The following is a 19669-nucleotide window of genomic DNA, read 5'->3' on the forward strand; positions in this document are numbered from 1 at the left end:
GCACGGGATGAACAGCAGAAGCCTGGGGGCGGGGCAGTGTGGCCAGCGGACTCGCACGCTCTGGCCGGGACTCGTGCTGGCAGTGCTGCTGTCGGGGGCTGCCCAGGCCAGCGACATGGGCGAGGCCAGAGGCATCCTGAGGGCCGAGCACGAGGCGATACTGTCGAGTCGTCTATCGGCCAGAGTGCTTGAGGTGCCGTTCAAGGAAGGCGACCACTTCGATGCCGATGAGGTACTGGTCGGCTTTGACTGCGCCGGACTCGACGCCGAGTTGCGTGCGACGGAGGCTAAGGCCGCAGCGGAATCCCGCAACGCCGCCATGCAGAACGAGCTGTTGCAGATGGGCGCCACCGGACAGGCGGATGCCGACATTGCACGTTTCAAGCTGCGTGAGCAGCGGGCCCGGGTGGCCGCCATCCAGGAGCAACGCAAGGATTGTCAGATCAAGGCACCTTTTGCCGGGCGAGTGGTTGAGCCCATGGTACGCCCCAACGAGACGCCGGAAGCCAACGCTCCCCTGATCCAGGTGGTGAGTGACGGCGCACTGGAATTGCATATGGTGGTGCCTTCCTGCTGGTTGAGTTGGATGACCCGGGGTAGCGCCTTCGGCTTTGAGGTGGACGAGACCGGCGACAGGCTTGACGCAGAAGTGTCGCGCATCTCGGCTGCCGTCGATCCCGTCAGCCAGACCGTCAAGGTCATCAGCCGAGTGGACAAGGCACCGGCACGGGTTCTTCCCGGGATGAGCGGCACCGCGACCTGGCTCTCTAGTGGGGACGGTGAGGGCAGGCGCTGTGGAGTGACCTCCTCATGACGAGTGTGGCGATTGAGCGCCAGTCTACCGCCGAGGCGCAACACCCGGTGACGGTGGGCCAGGCCAGAGCGAGCGGCTCGGAGATGGGGCCAGGTGGCGAGCGGCTGATTCGTATCGAAGGCGCCTTGCGACACTGTGACAGCCTCGACCAGCTGTGGTGCCACCTGGCCAATGAGGGGCAGAGTCTGCTCCAGGCTCGCCAGTCACTGGTGTTTTGCCTGTCGGGCAGAAATCGCTGGCGAGTCAAGGCGGTGGGAGGACTCGCGCGGGTGCCTCATGACAGTGCTCAGGTGCTTGCCTACCAGCATCTGGTGGGCAGTGACTGGCGTGAACACCGGGACGAGACGCAGCCGCGCTTGCTGGATCTTGCCAACGTCCTGGAGGACGAAGGCATACCCGCCATGCGCCATGGGCTGTGGATACCATTAAGCCACGGCGACCGGCCCATCGGCGCCGGTTGGTTACTGACTCGCGAGCATGCCTGGGAAACACCGCACCTGGCCCTGGCCAGTCGTCTTGCCCAGGCCTACGGTCACGGCGCCAGTGCGATCCGAGGTCGACGCCGTGTGCCTCTTGGGCGAGCACGGGGGGCGCGCGGACTGGCGCTGGCGGCGATGCTGGGCCTGGGGGCAGCCTTGGCGCTGGTGCAGGTACCGCTGACGTCGAGGGCGCCCGCTGAGGTGGTCGCCAGTGATCCGTTTGTCGTGGCGGCACCGATGGCGGGCGTCGTCGACCGCATCCTGGTCGCTCCCGGCGCCCGGGTGGCGCTGGGTGATCCGCTGGTGCAGCTGGTGGACGTGGAACTACGCAATGACTTCGAAGTTGCCCAGCGCAAGGTCCAGGTGGCCCAGTCCAAGGCGTTGAGGTTACAGCAGGCTGCCATCGCAAGCAGTGAGGCCAAGCGCGAGCTCGCCATCGCTCGCAGCGAGCTGAGAGTTGCCGAAGCCGAGCGGGATTATGCCCATGATCTGCTCGACAAGGCGGTAGTTCGCGCCGAGCGCAGCGGGGTCGCCCTCTATGGCGACCCTCAGGATTGGGTAGGGCGTCCCGTGCGGGTGGGTGAAGCCGTGATGCAGGTAGCTGACCCGGCGGATATTGCCTTCCGGCTCGAAGTGGCGGCCGCCGACGCCGTCACCCTCGAACGTGGGGCCTCGGTGGATGTGTTTCTTGATGCAGCACCCCTCGAACCGGTGTCGGCGGTCGTGGCACGGGCCGCTTACAAGGCCGAAAAGAACGCCAGCGGTATCGCCAATTTCAAGGTGATGGCGATACCGGAAAAGCCGAGCGAAGACATGCCGCGACTGGGTCTCAGAGGCACGGCGCGAATCCATGGTGAGCCGGTGTCACTGTTCTACTATCTGTTCCGGCGCCCGATCGTCACCTTCAGACAGTTGACCGGCGTCTAGGCGTGGCCAGGGCAATGCAGGGCACGTCTGATTCAGCAGAGCAGGAGCTGCTTGGGTCGCTTCGTCAGGAGCTCGAGCTGATTGAAGGTGGGGCAGAACCAGGCAAGGCCGCTCGCTGGAAGATTCATGACCCGCTGGCCGGACGGTTTTTCGAGATTGATGCCAGGGTCGTCGATATTCTCGCCTGCTGGTCGGCGGGGACGGTGGAGGCCTTGAGACGACGTCTTGACGCTCGCGGACACGTCGACATCAGCGAAGAGGATATTCGCCAGATCCAGCAATTTCTGGATCACAACGACCTGCTCGAGGCCAGCGAAGGCCGCAGCTTCGACAAGGCTCGGCGATATCGTGAGGCCAGCCGGCCATCCTGGTGGAAGTGGCTGCTTCATCACTACCTGTTCGTGCGTATCCCCCTGGTGTATCCAGGGCGTGGGTTGAAGCGCTGCCTACCGCTGGTCGCCATCTTCTTTCATCGAGGCTTTTGGCTCTTCACGGCTATCCTGGGTGTCATTGGCCTCTACCTTGTTTCTCGCCAATGGGAGAGCTTCTTCACCACCTTGCCGGCGATGTTCAGCGTTTCCGGCGTGGTCGCGTTTTCCCTGAGTCTGGTGCTGGTGAAGACGCTGCATGAGCTTGGCCACGGCTTCTGTGCGACCCGCTTTGGGGTTCGTGTGTCGAGCATGGGGGTGGCGCTGATCGTGATGATGCCGGTGCTGTTTACCGACACCACCGATGCCTGGCGGCTGCCCCGGCGGCGCAAACGTGTGCTGATCGATCTGGCCGGGGTGGCGGTGGAACTGGTCATCGCTGTCTATGCCACTCTGGCCTGGGTTTTTCTACCGGGTGGCGCACTGCGCTTCGTGGCCTTCGCGCTTGCCACCACCGGTTGGGTGCTGAGCCTGGCGGTGAACCTCAATCCCCTGATGCGCTTCGATGGCTACTACCTGTTCAGTGACCTGCTCGGCATTGTCAACCTGCAGGAGCGGGGCTTTGCCATGGGGCGCTGGTGGTTGAGGGAAGGGCTTTTCGGTTTTGGCGATACGCCGCCGGAAGCGCTGAGTCGTGCCAAGCGCCGGGTATTGATCGGCTATGCCCTGGCGGTATGGGTGTATCGCTTCTTTCTGTTTCTCGGGATTGCCCTGGTGGTCTACCACCTCTTTTTCAAGGTGCTGGGCGTCTTTCTCTTCAGCGTGGAAATTCTATGGTTCATTGTCATGCCGATACTGCGTGAGCTGATGGTCTGGTGGAAAAGACGCAGGGAGGCCGGCCGGCGCGTGCTGATGACCCTGGCGGTGGCCGCCGGCATCGCTGTCTTCGTTGCCTTGCCTCTGCCTCATCGAATCACGGTGCCGGTGGTGTTCGGCGCCAGTCAACAGGTTCCGGTGTTTGCCCATCGCGCCGCCAGGGTCGAGCAGGTGCTGGTCCGCGTCGGCGATGTCGTCGAGCGGGGGCAGGTACTGGTCAGGCTCGAAGTGCCAGCGTTGCAACAGCGGGAAAGAACGGTGCAGGAACATCTGAATCTGGTGGATAGACGCCTGGACCGACGAAGTGCCGACAACACGGACCTGTCCCAGAGTCTGGTGCTGGAGAGCGAACGGGACATGCAACGCCAGCAGCTCGCTGGACTCACCGATCAACGTCGTCGGCTCGACGTCATCGCCCCCATGGACGGCACAGTGGTTGAGCTTGCTGACTACCTGCATCCGGGCCGCTGGGTTGGCACAGACCTTCGTCTAGCGTTGGTAGCCAGTACGGATCGGCTATCCGCCCGTGGCTACGTCAGCAGCGATGATCTGGGATTGCTGGCGCTCGGTCAGCCTTGTTTTTTTGTCGATGACGAGCGTCTCTGGCCGCAGACCCCCATGCACGTCGAGCGAATCGCCGCCGCCGCTTCCCGCTACGTCGATCAGTGGATGTTGGCGTCAGACCACGGCGGGCCTATCGCGGCACGGCCCGATGACCAACGTTCCGTACCGGAACGTGCGCTATTCGAACTGTTGGCGGTCTCTGACCAGGACCAATCGTCGCCGCTCACCGAGCTTCGCGGGGAGCTTCACCTGGAGGGGCAACCGTCGAGCCTGGCAGCCAGCATGGCACGCCGCGTGGCCCAGGTGCTGGTGCGTGAGTGGGGGTCATAGGCGTCGCAGTCATTGAAACCTGACACGTCCAGGTGACGGTCAGCCCGAATTCAAAGAGGGAGATCCGACATGATCAAGGACGACTTGTTGATTCGCGAACTCGAAGCCCGGGTGTTGCTGGATGCTGCCAGTACCGCCACCGTCGATAACGTCAAGCAAGCGGCTGACGCTGCGGTCGCAACGACAGATGCGGGCTCCGCGGATCATGATGCAGGCCATGATGTATTGATGAGCGCCCTGCAGCACGTGGAAGCCCAGAAGGGCGGGCGGGAGCGTGCTGCCGGGGGCTCCGACATCGATGGAGATGGCGTCCTGGATGTCGACGATATCGATGATGACGGGGACGGTATTCTCGATTCAGTGGAAGGTGGGTCACAGAAAATAACCTGCAACGGCGTGACGAGCGGCGGGGCTTCTTCGGCTCCTCTGGATCGCCTGGTAGATGGGGATCGCCAATCTTACTTTATCTCGTCCACTGCAGAGCAAATCAGCGATTTTACGTTCAACTTTGATCCACCCATCGATCGTATCTATGGGATCGATCTGTGGAACAATGCGGGAAGTGTGCTTAATGATTCGCAATCGATTGGCTCGATAGGTGAGATAAGGTTTTACAATTCTTCAGGGGACTTGATTTATTCAAGCACTCGGTATGCTGCCACTAACTCTATCCCCGAAGGGGCGGCGGGTCGGCCGCTTCATATGGATATACCGAAAGATATACACGGCGTGGCAAGCATTCAGTTTTTCAATATAAAAGAGCAGGTGGGGGGGGGATCAGGGATTGCGGTGACAGAAGTCGAATTCTTCGGCAGGATCGACAGTGACGGAGACGGAGCCGCTGATTCTGCTGACCTGGATAGCGACAACGATGGTATCACCGACAACATCGAGGCCCAGTCCAGCAAGGGGTATGTGGCGCCCAGCGGTATCGACAAGGACAAGGATGGCCTGGATGACGCCTACGATGCTGCCACCGCCAATACCTCCGCTACGGCCAGCAAGGGCCTGGCGCCGGTCGATACCGATGGCGACAGCACCACAGACTACCTCGACAGCGACTCCGACGACGACGGCAAGCAGGACATCGCCGAGCGCGACGCTGGGGCCTGGTCCATCACAAGTGAAACCGATACCGATGGCGACGGTCTGCTCGACATCTTCGAGGGCGCGGATGCCAATGATGGCTTTGATGCCAATGACGAGCTGATCAAGGACGGGAGCTTTACCCTTTCCGATAGTGACAACGACGTCAGCGCGGATGGGTCAGACGCGGTGCCGAACGTAGCTGACTTTGATTATCGCGATAGTGCTCGTCTCGACCCGGATGGTGATGGCATCGATAACAGCGTCGATATCGATGATGATAATGATGGGATTATCGACGATAACGAGTATGACTTTAGTCGACCAAACCTGGTGGAGAATGGCGGATTTTCCGGAGGGGATTCCTCCGGTTGGTATTTCAGCGGCTCAGACCTTGTTGATAACAATACTTCAAAGCCTAGTTGGGTTAATAGTGCAAAAAACTCATCGCTGAGCGGGGGGCTTTTTGATGAGATTAGCCCTGGTGAGAACGGTGGGAATCATAGTTTGGTAAATGCAGCGGACCACAGCGAGTCACTTGTCTACAAGTTCGGCAAGGAGTTGGCGGCAGGTGACTATCGATACAGCTTCGATCTCTCAAAAACGTATTCGCGTGGTTCGGATAGATATAATGTATTTATCTGGGATTTTGATGCTGGGAAGCGCGTCAAGACGCTTGCGTACGGCCTTATTGGCGATCTTCCTGGAAGCGGTATTTTCAAGACGTTTAGCGGTGTGTTTGATCTGAGCAAGGCCGGCAACTATGGCATCGTGATGGTGGTTGATCAGGACGGGGACGGAGGAAACGGTGACTACGCCATGGACCGGGTGGCGTTTCAATATATTTCAAAGGATACCGATGGTGATGGTATCTGCGATGACAAGGATATCGACAGCGACAACGATGGCATCACCGATAACGTCGAGGCGCAGACGACCCAGGATTATATAAAACCTTCTGGCACCGATGTCGACAAGGACGGACTCGATGACGCCTACGACAAGGACACCAGCAATACCTCCGCTACGGCCAGCAAGGGGCTGACGCCGGTCGATACCGATAGGGACACCACGGCAGACTACCTCGATCGTGACTCCGACGACGATGGTAAGTTGGATATCGCCGAGCGTGATGATGGGGCCTCTTCCATTACGGATGCGACCGACACCGATCATGATGGCCTGTTGGATATCTTCGAGGGAACGAACGCCAACGATGGCTATGATGCAAACGATGAAAATGTCACGGAGAATGGTTTTACGCTGGCTGATTCCGACGACGATCTGCCGGCGGATGGCGACGGAGCACAACCACTTGTTGTCGATTTTGACTATCGGGAAAATGCTGTCTTGGATCGTGACGGCGATGGTATCATCGATACGGTTGATATCGATCAGGATAACGACGGCATCATTGATGTTACCGAAGGAAAAGATACCTCTGTACAAGAACAAATCGACACGACCGATATCGCCAACGACAAGATACCGGATCTTGACTTTAACGGCACAAAGGTAGAGGTGACCTCAAATACCACCGAGGGTAGCCTCAGCTATGGTCAAGAAGCCGGAGCGGTAAACTTTGACTATTCCGCGGATAATGTTGCAACGGTCAGTCTTGCAACAGATACCTTTGTGGACTTCGTCATCGACAGCAAGAACGTACCTAGTAGCAGACAGTTTGATAGGTATGACCAGCTTACCGTATCGAGCCCCGGTGCCTATATCGTGGTCTACGATCCCAACAATGTCCTGAATGTCGCTCAGGGGGTTTATCTCAACTCGCTCACATTCAGCATGAGAGGATTGGGGAACCTGTACGGACTGTCGTGGTCAGTAAGGGTCGTTGATGTAAAAACGGTGACCCTGAGCATGGGGTGGCATCCTGACTACAATGTGGCTGCCAATGTAGGGTCATGTGTCAGGATTGGTATCGGTGGTGTGGCGAAGGACACCGACCGTGACAATATCGCCGATCACCTGGATATCGACAGTGACAACGATGGCATCACCGACAATGTCGAGGCGCAGACGACCCAAGGTTACATAAAGCCTTCTGGCACCGATGTCGACAAGGACGGACTCGATGACGCCTACGACAAGGACACCGGCAATACCACCGCTACGGCCAGCAAGGGGCTGACGCCGGTCGATACCGATGGCGACAGCACGGCAGACTACCTCGATCGCGACTCCGACAACGATGGCATGCCGGATATTGCCGAGCGCGATGATGGCGCCTGGGCCATCACGGATGCTACCGACACCGATCATGATGGCCTGCTGGATATCTTCGAGGGAACGAATGCCAACGATGGCTATGATGCCAACGATGACAACCTTGTTGACGGCAACTTTGCGCTCTCTGACAGCGACAACGACGTCGCGGCCGACGGCAGCGACGCTTCGCCCCCCGGTTCCGACCTGGATTATCGGGATAGCCAGATTGATACCGATGGTGACGGAATCGCAGATAGCTTGGACATCGATGACGACAATGATGGAATCCTTGATATCAATGAGTGGGGTGAGGGTGTCGCGGGAAATTGGATAGGAACAGACTACTGGGACAACTCTTCCATCAAGGTGGATGGCGGCGAAATCGTCGTGGGTGAAGCCGGGGATGTATTCGACGGTGATGATTCGAGTAGCGATTACATACATATCGATACAGGAGGCAGGAAAGGGGAGCTTGATCCGCCGATAGTGATATCTGTCTCTGTAGTAGATTCCTTGTCGAATTCTGGTTTGACGGTCGATCAGTTTTATATTGCCAATGATCGCGGTATTGTTGGTGATGGGATAAGATCGGCTACTATCAGGGTGTATGGGAAGGATGGGCTGCTGGGCGAGGAAGTTTTAGCGAATATTAGTTGTGATAATACGAGTACGCACGATATTTATAACTTTAGTCATGTGTATCGCGGCGTTCTCCGGTTTGAAGTTGTTATCACGAGTACCTATGAAACTGGTCCCTCAATAAAAGGATATAAGCTTCAGCTAAGGGAGTTGGGGCTTGCCAGTTCCGGCAATCATGCGGCCTACAGGGACAGTGATAAAGACGGCGTCTTTGATCACCTGGATATCGACAGTGACAATGATGGCATCACCGACAATGTCGAGGCGCAGACGACCCAGGATTATATAAAGCCCACTGGCACCGATGTCGACAAGGACGGACTCGATGACGCCTACGACAAGGACACCGGCAATACCACCGCTACGGCCAGCAAGGGGCTGACGCCGGTCGATACCGATGGCGACAGCACGGCAGACTACCTCGACAGTGACTCCGACGACGACGGCAAGCTGGATATCGCCGAGCGCGACGATGGCGCAACGTCGGTCAGTGACAGCACCGATACCGACGGCGACGGGCTCCTCGACATCTTCGAGGGATCGGACGCCAACGATGGCTTTGATGCCAATGATGAGAACCTTGTTGACGGCAACTTTGCGCTCTCTGACAGCGACGATGATATCGCAGCAGACGGCAGCGATGCCTCACCTCCCGGCTTCGACCTGGACTATCGCGACAGCATCGGTCCGCCGACGGCGGTGGAAGACGCCGCGGAAACCGATGAGGACGTGGCGCTGGAGGTCACCAAGGATAAGGGCTTGTTGTCCAACGATACCCTGGCGGGGGCCACCGAAATCGCCTCGGCGGCCATCGATACCGACGGTGACGGCGTGGCCGATACCGCCCTGGTACTGGGGCAGGCCAATACCGTCAAGGACAGTGACGGCAATGTCATCGGCAAGCTGACGCTGGCCAAGGATGGCTCCTACCGGTTCGATCCTGTGGCGAACTTTTTCGGTGCACTGCCGATCATCAGCTACACCCTGAAGGGATCCGGAGGCTACGCCAGTTCGACGCTTACGATTACGGTGACCGCCGTTAACGATAATCCCGTGGTCACCAACGACAAGGGCGATGCCAAGGAAGACGAGACGCTGAGTGTCGACAAGAGCGAAGGGCTTCTGGCCAATGACAGCGATGTGGACGGGGATAGTCTGGTCATCTCCGGTTTCAGCGTGGCCGGCGTCACCGGCAGCTTCACCGCGGGTGAGACCGCCAGCATCCCCGGCAAGGGGACGCTAACGCTCAACGCAGATGGCTCCTACAGCTTTACTCCGGCGCCCAACTACCACGGCAGTGTCCCGGAGATCACCTACACCGTCAGCGACGGCAAGGGCGGGACCTCCAGCGGGTCCCTGACCATTACGGTTGCCTCGGTGGAAGACAGCGTGTCACTTGGCGGCCTCGGGGATGGCAGCGACGGCAGCGATGGCAGCGTCAACGAATCGGCCTTGACCGGGGGCTCTGCCGCCGGCGGCAGTGGTAGTGTGCACACGGGCTCCTTTACCCTGGGGCCTGCCTCGAGCCTCGACAGCCTGACCATCGGTGTCACGATGATAACCCGGGCACAGCTGGAGGCCAGTGGCACCACCGCGATCACCATCACGGGTAGCTACGGTGAGCTGTCGATTAACGGCTATGACAGCGATACCGGGGTCGTGTCCTACCGCTACGTCCTGTCGTCGGTCGCCGATCATGGGTCGGATCCGGTTCTGGACAGCTTTACCATCGGCACCACCGACAGCGATGGCGACGAGACCTACAACGCAGGCACGCTGGCCATCCTGGTGGTCGATGACGTATCGACCGCCAAGGCAGACCAGGGCAGCGTCGACGAGGACGCCAGCGGCGGCAGTTCGCTGACGGGCAATGTCGTTTCCAATGACACCCTGGGGGCCGATGGGGCCGCCGACAGCGGTGCACTCAGCGCGGTCGGCAAGGGCGAGGCTGCGCCTTCGGGGGGTGTGGGCAGCAGCATTGCCGGTGACTACGGTAGCCTGGTGATGGACGCCAGTGGCAAGTACCTCTACACCCTGGACAACGCCAACGCTGCGGTCAACGGCCTGCAGAAGGGGGAAACCCTCACCGAGACCTTTATCTATCAGATCACCGACGCTGACGGCGATACCAGCACGTCGACCCTGACCATCACCATCAAGGGCGCCAACGATGCCCCGACAGCGGAGGATATCACCGCCAAGTGTGCAGAAGACGCCGAGATCACGGGCACCATCGTCGGCGAGGACCCTGACGGTGACTCCTTGAACTTTACCCTTGATGCTCAGCCCGAGGGGGGAACCGTCACCCTCGACGAGGACACCGGCGCCTTCACCTTCGTGCCGGACGCCAACGTCAACGGCGACATCACCTTCAGCGTCACGGTGGATGACGGCCACGGCGGCAAGACCCAGGTGGAGGTGACGGTCAAGATCAGTGCGGTCAATGATGTGCCGGTCGCGTCAGACGACAGCGCCAGCACAGCGGAGGACACACCCTTGATCGTTGGCAAGGACGAGGGCGTGCTGAGCAATGACAGCGATATCGATGGCGATGCCTTGTCGGTGGCAAGCTTCAGCGTCGAGGGGCTGACGGGCACTTTCACGGCAGGGGAAACCGCCAACATTGCCGGGGTGGGGGCCCTGACCTTGAACGCCGATGGTTCCTACCGCTTCGATCCCGCGCTCAACTATCATGGCAGCGTACCCAAGGTGACCTATGTGCTCAGCGACGGGCACGTCAGCGACACCGCCACCCTCAGTATCACGGTCGATTCGGTCGACGATAGCGTGTCGGTGGGCGGGCTCGGTGATGGCGGGGACGGCGTCGACGGAGAGGTCAAGGAGTCAGGGTTGGTCGATGCCGAGGGCACAGGACTGACCCACGACGGCACCTTTACGCTGGGTCCGGCGGACAGCCTGGCGAGCTTTACCCTGGGTGGTTCAACCATAACGCTGGCCCAGCTCGAGGCCAGTGCCACGACGCCGATCAAGGTGACCGGCAGCCACGGGACCCTGACGATCAAGGGCTATGATCGCCAGACCGGGACGCTGAGCTATCGCTACACCCTGACCTCCGCCGCCGACCACTCAAGTGGTGCGGTGAAGGACAGCTTTGCCATCGATGTGACCGATGTCGAGGGAGATATCACCAAGGGTATCGGTACCCTGTCGATCCGCATCACCGATGATGCGCCGTCGGCCACCGCCGATACCGGTTCGGTGACCGAGGACGACGCCGCCTCCACAGGCAACGTTCTGAGCAACGACCGGCAGGGCGCCGATGGCAGCAAGGTGTCAAAGGTGGGTGTTGCCGAATCCACCGATGGGGGAAGCGTCGGCAGCGCCCTTGTGGGCAGCTTCGGCACCCTGACGCTCAACGCCGATGGCAGCTATGTCTATGCGCTGGACAACACCAACGCCATGGTCAATGCCCTGCAGCAGGGCGAGACCCTGACCGAAACCTACAGCTACCAGATCATCGACGCCGACGGCGATACCAGCACCGCCACCCTGACCATCACCATCAAGGGGGCCAACGATGCACCGACCGCGTCGGTCGACGCCTTGACCACATCGGAAGATACGCCGGTGGACGGCAGCATCGTGGCCGAGGACGTGGATGGCGATAACCTGTCCTTTGATCTGGTCGCCCAGCCGGAAGGCGGTACCGTCAGCCTGAGTGAGGATGGCAGTTTCACCTTCACTCCCGACGCCAACGTCAATGGTGACATTACCTTCAGCGTAACCGTCTCCGACGGCAACGGAGGCACCGTCACCGTCGAGGTCAGCGTCACGGTGACGCCGGTCAATGACGCCCCGACGGTAGTGGATGACAAGGCCGAGACCAACGAAGACACGACGCTCGAGGTCGCCGAGGACAAGGGCGTACTGGCCAACGATGCTGATGTGGAAGGCGATAGCCTGAGCGTCAGCGGCTTCAGTGTCGAGGGCATGACGGGCAGCTTCAAGGCGGGCGAAACCGCCACCATTGCCGGGGTGGGGACCCTGACCCTGAACGCCGACGGCTCCTATACCTTCGTGCCGGCGACCAACTATAACGGCAGCGTGCCGAAGGTCACCTACAGCGTCAGTGATGGAAACGGCGGGACCACCAGTGGCGTACTGGTCATCAAGGTAAAGCCGGTGGATGATGAGGTCAGCCTGGGCGGGCTTGGCGATGGCAACGATGGCAGTGACGGCAACGCCATGACCGACGGCTCTGTCAAGGAGTCGGGCCTGACCGGTGGCTCGGATGTGGCGGGCGGCGGGATATCCCACAGCGGCAGCTTCACGCTGGGGCCCGCCGATAGTCTGGCAAGCCTGTCCATCGGCACTACATCGATTACTCGGGCGCAGCTGGAGGCCAGCGCCACCACCCCGATCAAGATCAACGGCACCCATGGTCTGCTGACCATTACCGGCTACGACCAGAAGACCGGTATCGTCAGCTACACCTTCACGCTGACCACCAATGCCAGCCATGGCGATGGTGCGGTCCACGAAAGCTTCGTCATTGGGGTGACCGACGTCGAAGGAGATGTCACCGCCAATGCGGGCACTCTGACCATCGCCGTCATCGACGATGCACCGGTGGCCAAGGCCGATACCGGTCAGGCCGTGGAGGACGGTGGCAACATCAGCGGCTCGGTCATCGGCAACGACCTGGCAGGAGCCGATGGTGCCCCCAGCAAGGGGCTGGTCAACGCGGTGGGCAGCGGCAAGGAATCGCCGAGCGGCGGTGTCGGCAGCAGCGTCGCCGGTAGTTACGGTAGCCTTATCCTCGATGCCAACGGCAACTACCTCTACAAGCTCGACAGCGGGAACTCCGAGGTCAACGAGCTGGCGGTGGGGGCGCACCTGACCGAGGTCTTTACCTATCAGATCATCGATGCCGATGGTGATACCAGTACAGCGACCCTGACCATCACCATCATGGGCGCGAACGATGCCCCTGTGGCCAGCGTGGATGCGATATCCACGCCTGAAGACACGCCGGTCGACGGCCAGATCACGGCCAGCGACGTGGATGGGGATTCGCTGTCCTTCGATCTGGTGGCCCAGCCGGACGGGGGCACGGTCACGCTCAATGAAAACGGCAGCTTCACCTTTACCCCCGACGCCAACGTCAACGGTGACGTCAGCTTCAGCGTTACGGTAGACGACGGTCACGGCGGTACCACCACGGTGGAAGTTACGGTGACGGTGACGCCGGTCAACGATACTCCTGTGGCCACCCCGGACACCAACAGCACGAGTGAAGACACCCCCCTTGTGGTGAACAAGGACAGTGGGGTACTGGCCAACGACAGCGATGTGGATGGTGACAGTCTCAGCGTCAGCGGCTTTACCATCGAGGGCGTGACGGGAACCTTCGAGCCGGGCGAGACGGTCGCCATCGAGGGCGTCGGCAAATTCACCTTGAACGCCGATGGGGCCTACCGCTTCGAGCCGGCGCTGAACTACCACGGTGACGTGCCCAAGATCAGCTACAGCGTCAGCGATGGTGCCGGCGGAACTACCACCGGAACGCTCCAGCTCACCGTCGAGGCGATCGACGACAAGGTCACCGTCGGTGGCCTGGGCGATGGTAGTGGTGACGGTGATGGTGCCAACGATGGACAGGTCAGCGAGTCCGGCCTGGCGGGGGGGACCGGTACCCTGGGTAGTGGCGTCTCCCATACCGGCAGCTTCACCCTGGGACCGGCGGACAGCCTCGCCAGTATCAAGCTTGGCGGAACCACCTTGACGCTTGACCAGCTGGTCAACAGTGCCGGTACGCCGATCAGGATCCAGGGTGGCCACGGCGAGCTTTTGATCAATGGCTACGACAGGGCCAGTGGCACGGTCAGCTATATCTATACCCTCAAGGCACACGCCGACCATAGCCAGGGCCCTGTCAGTGACGATTTTGCGATCGCCGTCACCGACGTCGACGGTGACGTCACTGCGGATGCCGGTACCCTGTCGATTGCCATACTCGATGATGCACCGAAGGCCGTGAACGACGTCGATGACACGATCAACAAGCCGAATCAACCCAGCAGTATCGCCGATGGAAACGTCTTGACCGGCGACGGAGGCGACGATCCCGATGCCATGGACGGTGACGCCGATTTCCTGGGCGGTGACGGTGGCACGGTCAGTGCAGTGGGGGCAGGATCAGACGGGCCGTCGGCGTCCCATATCGGACAGGGGCTTCAGGGCGAATACGGCACTCTTGTCTTGAACGCCGACGGCAGCTACCGCTATGTACCCGATTTCGACTCGGACACGGTCAAGTGGCTGGCTGCCGGGCGACACGTTTCAGACACCTTTACCTACCAGATCACCGATCCTGACGGAGATACGGCCACCGCCACCCTGACCATCCGCATCTACGGCACGACGGCGGTGGTTGGCACGGAAGGGGGCGAGGTAGACGAAGCTCAACTCAACACGGATGGCGCCACCGGCACAGACCCTGGAGACTCGGGTGAGGTGATCTACGAGGGATCATTCTCGGTGGTGGACCGGGTGACGCAGCAGCTCAAAACCCTGACCATCGGCGACACGAGTTTCACCCCGAGCGAGTTGGCGGCGTTGTCCGCCGACAATCCGTCGGTACGCATCGAGACCGATCACGGCTATTTCGAGATTATCGGCTACCAGCAAGGCGACGGCACCGACGTGCGGGAAAACACCGTGCTCTATCGGTTCGTGCTGACAGAAGCGGCTGAGCATGGTGGAGAGCAAGTGTTCGATAGCGTCGACGTGGTCATGACAGACCAACTTGAAAATTCGACCCGGGATTGCCCCAAGGCCTTGATGATCGAGATTCTCGACGATGCTCCCATCGCCGCCAAGGACAAGGTCAGCGTCGCCGAGGACGGCGATGCCGGCACCGGTAGTGTATTGACCAATGACCGCGAGGGCGCCGATGGAGACGTCACGGTGACGGCGACGGGCCCGGGCTCCAGCGTCAGCTCAGACGGTGTCGGTAGCGAGGTTGTCGGCAAATACGGCAGTCTGACCCTGGCCGCCGACGGCAGCTATACCTACACCCTGGACAACACCAATACGGAGGTCGATAGCCTCAAATCGGGTGGTTCGCTGACCGAGATCTTCAGCTATCAGATCACCGACGCCGACGGCAGCACGTCCACCGCAACTCTGACCATCACCATCGAAGGGGCCAACGACGCGCCGACGGCCAGCGTCGATGCATTGACGACCCAGGAGGATACCCCAGTCAGCGGTACCATCGAGGCCAGTGACGTTGAAGGAGATGACCTCAGCTTCGATCTGGTCGCGCAGCCCGACGGGGGCAAGGTCACGCTCAACGACGATGGCACTTTCACCTTCACCCCCGACGACAACGTCAATGGCGATATCACCTTCAAGGTCACGGTTTCCGATGGCAATGGCGGTACCACCACTGTCGAGGTCACGGTCAAGGTGGAAGCGGTCAATGATGCGCCGAAGGTGACCGGCGAGACCGCCAGTACCCCCGAGGACACGCCGCTTGACTCGTCGAGCGACGACAGTCTGCCGGGGCTGCTCGACAACGACAGTGACATCGAGACCGATCACGACAGCCTGGTGGTCGTGGACGTTCGCGTTGACGGCATGAGCGAGAGCATCGATGTCGGTGAGACCGTCACCATCGATGGTGTCGGCAAGCTGACGGTGGAGGCCGATGGTGCCTGGCGATTCGAACCGGCACTCAACTACCACGGCAAGGTGCCAACGATCACCTACACCGTCAGCGATGGCGAGGGTGGGACCAGCAACGCCACCCTGGACATCACGGTCACGCCGGTGGACGACCAGGTCAACCTGGGCGGCCTGGGCGACGGTAACGATGGCAGCGACGGCAACCACGTCAGTGACGGCTCCGTCAGCGAGGCCGGCCTGGCCGGGGGCAGCGATGAAGGTAGCGGGCTGATCCATAGTGGCAACTTTACCCTGGGGCCGGCGGACAGCCTGGCGAGCTTTACCCTGGGCAGTCGCAGCATCAGCCTTGCCGAGCTCGAGGCCAGCGCGTCGTCACCCATCGCGATCGGGGGCCGCTACGGCACCTTGACCATCGAAGGCTACGATCGCGCCACCGGTACGGTCAGCTACCGCTATCTGCTGACCTCAAACGCAGATCACGCCAACGAGCCGGTCAGCGACGACTTCATGATCAGCGTGACCGACGTCGAGGGTGAGGTCACCGCCGACGCCGGGACGCTGGTGATCGACATCGACGATGATAGTCCGAGTGCGACCGATGACAGCGGTACCGTCGTCGAGGACGGCGCTGCCGGCGCAGGCAGCGTCTGGGCCAATGATCGCCCAGGTGCCGATGGTGCGGATGCCAATGGGGCGGTGGTCGGGGTAGGTGTGGAAGGCGGAAGTTTCGATGGGGCCACCGGCGTCCCGCTGGAAGGGAGGTACGGCAGCCTGATCCTCAACGCCGATGGCAGCTATAGCTATACGTTGGACAACACCAATGGCGAGGTGGACGGGCTCCAGGTCGGTGACACGCGGACCGACACGTTCAGCTATCAGATTCGCGACGCCGACGGCGATCTCGCCACCGCCACCTTGACGATCACCATTCGTGGAGCCAACGACGCGCCGGAGGCTTCTGCGGAAAAGGTGACCGCCAGCGAGGATACTCCGGTGGATGGCAAGATCATCGCCACCGACGTCGATGACGATGAGCTCACCTTCAGTCTGGATGCGCAGCCTGAGGGTGGCACCGTTAGCCTCGATGAGGAAGGTAACTTTACCTTTACCCCGGATGCCAACTTCAACGGCGACACCAGCTTCACCGTCACCGTGACCGACCCTTCCGGTGCCACCGTCACGGTGGAGGTCGAGGTCTCGGTGACCCCGGTCAATGACGCGCCGTCCGCCAAGAACGACCAGGCCACGATCGCCGAGGACACGCCTCTGACGGTCGCCGCCGAAGACGGCCTGCTGGCCAACGATAGCGATATCGAGGGCGATAGCCTCCGTGTTACGGGCTTCAGTGTCGATGGTATCGAGGGAACCTTCCTGGCAGGGCAGACCGCCGTCATCGAAGGCGTCGGCGAGCTGACCATCAGCGCCAATGGCAGCTACCGTTTCGTGCCGGCGCTGAACTACAACGGCGAAGTGCCACTGGTCACCTACACCGTCAGTGACGATGGGGGCGCGACCTCCGACGCGAGCCTGAGCATTTCGGTCACGGCGGTGGACGACAAGGTGACTGTCGGTGGGCTGGGGGATGGAGGCGGTGAGCCAGGAGGGGGCGATTCAGCAGGCGACGCCACCACCGATGGGTCGGTTGACGAGGCCGGTCTGACAGGAGGCAGCCACGAGGGCTTGGGCCTGAGCCACAGTGGCACCTTTACCCTCGGACCAGCCGACAGTCTGTCCAGCCTGACCCTGGGGGGAAGCACCATCAGCCTGGATCAGCTCAAGGACTGTGGTAGCCATCCCATCGAGGTGACCGGCGATCACGGCACCCTGGTGCTGCGCTACTACGACCCCGCCACCGGAGAGGTGAGCTATACCTACCATCTGGCCTCGAGGGCTGATCACTCCGGCGGCGCGGTCAACGACAGCTTCGCCATCGGCGTCACCGACGTGGAGGGAGAGACCACCGACAACATTGGCACCCTGGCCATCGCCATCATCGACGATGGTCCTGGCACCGGCAATGACCGCGGTGAGGTGAGCGAGGAAGGCTCAGAGCCGGGAAGCGACTGCAGCGGTAATGTCCTCCTCAATGACCACTATGGTGTCGATGGCGTTGCGGTGGATGGCGGGGTCACGGCGGTCGGGTCAGGTCAGTCATCGCCCGAGGGCGGCGTTGGCGAGCCGGTGGAGGGCCGTTACGGTAGCCTGGTGCTGAACGCGGACGGCAGCTATTCCTATACGCTGGACAACAGCAACCCGGTGGTGGACGCGCTCAAACCGGGGCAGACGCTCACCGAGACTTTCAGCTACACCATCACCGACAGCGATGGCAGTGTTTCCACCGCGACGCTGACGATCAGCGTTCTCGGCGCCAATGACGCCCCTGTCGCCAGCGTAGATCCCATCGTCACCACCGAGGATACCCCGGTCGAGGGGCGCGTCGTCGCCACCGACGTGGATAATGACGACCTGACCTTCCGTCTCGACCATCAACCGGACGGCGGCACCGTCACGCTCAATGAGGATGGCACCTTCACCTTTGTGCCCGATCCCGACGTCAGTGGCGATATCAGCTTCATCGTGACCGTGACCGACGCCAGCGGTGCCACCACTACCGTGGTAGTCACCGTCTCGGTTGAGCCGGTCAATGACGTCCCTGTGGCCAGTGCCGATCCTATCGTCACCGGCAGCGGTGAAGCCGCCGCTGGTCAGGTGGTGGCATCGGACGTTGAAGGGGATGATCTCACCTTCGCGCTGGATGACGGTCCTCGACACGGTCAGCTTACCCTGAACCCGGATGGATCCTTCGTCTATGTGCCGGAAGCAGGCTTCTCCGGCAGCGACAGCTTTGTCGTCGCGGTGTCGGACGGGCAGGGCGGTGTAACCTACGTGACCGTCTCGGTGACGGTGGAGCCCCTCGATAGCTTGTATATCGGTGACCGTGCGCCCGAAGTCCCGGCGCAGGATGTCGAGTCGGATGCTGAAGGGCCCTTGATGCATGCCGATGGCATGGTCGATGAGGTGGTCAATCAGTACGGAGGCCTTGGTGGCCTTGCCGACCTGTCTGCCGATGGGGCAGTAAGAGCGGCGGTACACGGCATCTCGGCGCTGACCGACGCTGAAATGGAGGTGGTAAACAAGGATAAGCCGAGAGAATCCAGCGCCTGGAACTCCTCGATGCTGCAGGAAGCCAGGTCGCTGGCTCATCCCGGTGAGGTGCGAGCGACGTCGTGGGCAAGCAGCGATGGCCGAGCGACGCTGGAGGCTCTGGTCGAGAACGAGCGGGCGTGGCTCACGCTGCCGGAAGGGCAACGCGACATCAAGGTGTCATTACCCGGGGGCCGAGCCTTGCCGGACTGGATCCAGCGTCCCTCGATCGGTCAGTTGCTGATCGAACGGTCGGCGGCGCTGGAAAAGGTGACGCTGGATATCGATAGCCGAGGCAGTGAAGGGGAAGCACATCACTATCGCCTGGTGCTGGACCTGGACAAGGTGCGGCTGGAGGTGAGTGAAGGTGAGCCATCGTTCCCTATGGCCGCGCCAGGCTTCAGCGAGCAGCTCAGTCGGGCCCATCACCGGTCGAATGACCTGGACCCGAATCTGCTGGAGGCGCTGGCGCTGCTGACCGAGCACGATTGACGGTTAGCCAGGCCGTCACAAGCAGGAAACTTGGCGGACAGGGGGCTTCCCTTGTCCGCCATGTCGTTACCGCCGTT

Annotated in this window: 4 protein-coding genes; all 4 read left to right on the top strand. The window is 61.0% G+C overall.

What is annotated here, in order from left to right; translation table 11 throughout:
• Window positions 1-7 precede the first annotated feature (7 nt).
• The 4 genes from NFG57_RS09695 to NFG57_RS09710 all read left to right on the top strand — a co-directional run bounded on the left by NFG57_RS09695 (window position 8) and on the right by NFG57_RS09710 (window position 19592).
• Window positions 8-814 (top strand): efflux RND transporter periplasmic adaptor subunit, encoded by an 807-nt coding sequence (locus tag NFG57_RS09695; RefSeq protein WP_348816078.1) that lies wholly within the window; start codon window positions 8-10, stop codon window positions 812-814.
• Window positions 811-2220 (top strand): HlyD family efflux transporter periplasmic adaptor subunit, encoded by a 1410-nt coding sequence (locus tag NFG57_RS09700; protein WP_348816080.1) that lies wholly within the window; start codon window positions 811-813, stop codon window positions 2218-2220. The genes NFG57_RS09695 and NFG57_RS09700 overlap by 4 nt, the downstream gene beginning before the upstream one ends.
• Window positions 2221-2234: 14 nt before the next feature.
• A complete protein-coding gene (locus tag NFG57_RS09705) occupies window positions 2235-4358 on the top strand; it encodes a site-2 protease family protein (RefSeq protein WP_348816081.1) in 2124 nt (707 codons plus the stop codon).
• A 69-nt stretch (window positions 4359-4427) separates the two neighbouring features.
• Window positions 4428-19592 carry an Ig-like domain-containing protein gene (locus tag NFG57_RS09710; RefSeq protein WP_348816082.1) on the top strand — a complete coding sequence of 5055 codons (15165 nt, stop codon included), beginning with the start codon at window positions 4428-4430 and terminating at the stop codon, window positions 19590-19592.
• Window positions 19593-19669 lie beyond the last annotated feature (77 nt).

It is taken from the genome of Halomonas sp. H10-59 (genome assembly GCF_040070555.1).
GTDB lineage: Bacteria > Pseudomonadota > Gammaproteobacteria > Pseudomonadales > Halomonadaceae > Halomonas > Halomonas litopenaei.